General features: G+C 45.0%; 3 protein-coding genes. All 3 read right to left on the bottom strand.

Annotated elements, in window-relative coordinates:
• Positions 1 to 111: 111 nt before the first annotated feature.
• The 3 genes from ACFOEE_RS18795 to nagB all read right to left on the bottom strand — a co-directional run bounded on the left by ACFOEE_RS18795 (position 112) and on the right by nagB (position 3,105).
• Positions 112 to 1,290, bottom strand: a complete 1,179-nt coding sequence (locus ACFOEE_RS18795) for a cystathionine beta-lyase (RefSeq protein WP_377128064.1) — start codon at positions 1,288 to 1,290, stop codon at positions 112 to 114.
• A 2-nt stretch (positions 1,291 to 1,292) separates the two neighbouring features.
• Positions 1,293 to 2,213: an NAD(+) diphosphatase gene (gene nudC, locus ACFOEE_RS18790; protein WP_377128061.1), complete on the bottom strand. Its 921-nt coding sequence runs from the start codon at positions 2,211 to 2,213 to the stop codon at positions 1,293 to 1,295.
• A 97-nt stretch (positions 2,214 to 2,310) separates the two neighbouring features.
• On the bottom strand, positions 2,311 to 3,105 hold the full coding sequence (nagB, locus tag ACFOEE_RS18785; RefSeq protein WP_377128058.1) for a glucosamine-6-phosphate deaminase: 795 nt from the start codon (positions 3,103 to 3,105) through the stop codon (positions 2,311 to 2,313).
• Between the last annotated feature and the right edge of the window lie 281 nt (positions 3,106 to 3,386).

Raw genomic sequence — 3,386 nt, 5'->3', positions numbered from 1 at the left:
TCGATACTCACTGTGCTTATTAGATCAAAGGGCTAGATCTGTGTCTAGCCCTTTTTCAACAGTCTGAAAGCCAGACAAGTGTCTGGCTTGGTATCAAACTATCATAGGTTATTAGCTGCGCTCTAAGTGGCTTTGATAGACATCCAGAGCCTGAGCAAGGTCGGCACGTAAGTCTTCCACATCTTCCAAACCAATATGTAAGCGGATCACAGTGCCTTGCTGCCAACCGGTTTTGCTGCGTAACGCGGCCATATTTTGGTTAGCCGTCACCAAACTTTCGTAACCGCCCCACGAAAAGCCCATTTTAAAATGGTGTAAGCTTTCCAAAAATGCTTGTACCGCGGCAGGTGAAGTTTGCTTCATAATAAATGAAAACAACCCATTGCTGCCTTTGAAATCACGAACAAAGAATTCATGACCAGGACAACCAGCTAACGCAGGATGACGCACCTCCGCCACTAATGGATGAGCTTGCAGCCATTTGGCGATGCTTAAAGCAGATTGTTCATGCTGTTGCAAGCGCACCGCCATCGTTCGCAGCCCACGCAGTGCTAAATAAGCATCGTCCGCTGAGGTGCACTGACCGAGCAAATAGGCATGCTCTCTTAGCGTTGGCCAGTATTGCTTATCTGCCACAGCTATACCCATCATCACATCAGAATGACCTACAATATACTTAGTTGCAGCCTGAATACTGATGTTGACGCCTAAATCGAGCGGCGTAAATTGCAGCCCATTACCATAGGTGTTGTCGAGAATAGTTAAGATCCCATGTGCCTGAGCAATGCCGACCAAACTCGGGACATCCTGAACTTCCATGGTGATTGAACCGGGTGATTCCATAAAAATCACTTTGGTATTGGGGCGAATTTCTTGCTCAATCGCGGCGCCCAGCATAGGGTCGTAATAACTGGTTTCAATCCCGTAGCGACTCAAGATCTTGTCACAAAAGTCTCGAGTAGGCTCATAAGCGGTATCAACCATTAATAAATGGTCACCGGCTTTTAAAAAGCATAATAAAGTTTGCGCAATGGCTGCTGCGCCGCAGGGAAATAGCGCGCAACCTGCGCCATTTTCCAACTCCATCAAAGCATCTTGCAACGCAAAATGCGTTGTGGTGCCGCGTCGACCATAAAATAGTGTGCGGTTATGCCGCTCTTTGGCCGCTTGTTGCATTTCAGCAACAGTCTCAAATACTACGGTAGAAGCGCGTTGCACAACGGGATTAACTACGCCATGGGTATAAGCTTTGCTGCGACCAGCAGCTACAATCTGAGTTGGTTTCTTCATTGTCATTCCTCTTGCTTACGCCAATGTTCTACTAAAAATCGTGAAATCGAATCTTTACGCGTTAATTTATAACCAGGTAGCTCACTACCCCACTCCAAAAATTGGTTCAATTCAGCACGGCTAAACCATTTGGCATCGTCAAGTTCATCTTTATCCACATAAATATCGCTCGATTCAGCTTTGGCAAAAAAACCTAACATTAAAGAAGATGGAAAAGGCCAAGGCTGTGATGCGATGTAAGTTACATCACTCACCGCAACACCAGCTTCTTCTAGTACTTCTCGTGCTACGGCTTGCTCTAAACTTTCACCGGGGTCAACAAAACCAGCTAACGTGGAATACACCCCCTCAGGCCAACTTGCCTGGCGCCCAAGCAAACATCGTTCAATGCCATCGCTAAAACGTTTAGTTACTAACATGATCACCGCGGGATCGGTTCGCGGAAACGTCATATGCTTACATTCGGCGTTCGTACAAAGCCGTGCATGCCCTGCTTCTATTGGTTTGTTAGCATGACCACAACGGCCACAAAACCTGTGTGTCACATGCCAATGACATAGACCGCGTGCCAACGCTGCAATTGAACCTTTCTGTAAATCAACCAGCGGACCATAACTGCGAATATCTTTAAATTCCACCGCATGTAGTAGTGGTGCCAACAGTTCCGTATCAAGACTAGAGACATCTAAAGCAAAGTAACCTTGCCCCTCTTCAGCACCAAGAAATACCGCTTGCCAGAGATCTAAAGTTTGCACTTGTTGATATGACAGCAGTGCTATTTCCGGAGAACCAGATTTGAATAAGGTCTGACTATTATTGACAAGCAGCCACAGACTATTTTTACTTTGCTTATGGAGTAGCCAGTTGGCATCTTTGCGCTCTGCCGAATGGCGATTGAGTGGTAAGTGAGCGTAATACAACATAGTCCTGTTCCTTGCTTTTGATTGCGCTCAAACTAGCACAGAGTGGCGCAAAAAAAAAAGCCCTTTCGGGCTTTTTAAACCTACAGTGTTTATCACACTACAGAGAGGCAAGATAGGCTTGAAGCTTTTGATTCTCAGCTTCAATATGTTGATAAAATTCAATATCGGCAAGTTTACTGGCCGCTGCTAAATCAATCACAATCACCGCATCGCGGTGGAGTTGTAACGCAGAAGCTGGACAAGCTGCAGTAAGAGGCCCTTCTACCATAGCTTTTACGGCATCGGCTTTGTTTTCACCAGTCGCAAGTAACACCACTTTACGCGCATCAAGTATGGTACCGATTCCCATCGTAATGGAAAGATGTGGTTGATATTCGTCTGCCGCAAAGAAACGTGCGTTATCGTCTATGGTCGCTTTCGTTAAGGTTTTTACTCGTGTTCTTGATGTCAATCCGGACGAAGGTTCGTTAAAACCAATGTGACCATTGCGGCCTATACCTAGCAATTGAATATCAATACCACCTGCTGCTGCGATTTTCGCTTCATATTCTTGGCAGGCAGTAATGGGATTTTTCGCATCACCCGGCGGTACATGGGTGTTGTTTTTGTCGATATCCACATGATCAAACAACTGCTGATCCATAAAATAACGGTAGCTTTGTGGATGCTCACCACTAAGACCTAAGTATTCATCTAAATTAAATGTGGTGGCATTTTTGAAGCTCACTTCGCCCGCCTGATTACGGCGAATAAGTTCTTGATAAAGCGCCACAGGCGTTGAACCTGTTGCTAAGCCTAACACCGCTCCCGCCTTACGTTGTAACTGAGTTGTAAAAATATCTGCACCGTAGCGGGCAACTTCAGCGGCGTCTTTTAGAATTACGATTTGCATAGTTTAAAACTCATTGTGAGGGCTTAGAAAATGGGATCTGAACCTTGCACCGCGTGCAATCAGCGCAAGGCCAGATCAAACCTAATAGAGATACAACTATCTAGGCTTACCATTATGACAACGCTGTCATTATTACTCTGTTATTTTGCTTTGTAAAGTAATAGTGAAGGTTTTTTTGTACTTTTTTTGCAAAAAAACCGACCTAAGTCGGTTTCAGATTGATGATAAACCCTGCTTTTTTAAGCGGGGTTTATTTTTTCGATAGTTAGGTCGTTTTTTCT

This window comes from Pseudoalteromonas fenneropenaei, from assembly GCF_042643375.1.
Taxonomy (GTDB): Bacteria; Pseudomonadota; Gammaproteobacteria; order Enterobacterales; family Alteromonadaceae; genus Pseudoalteromonas; species Pseudoalteromonas fenneropenaei.
This window is presented reverse-complemented; position numbering and strand designations above follow the sequence as displayed.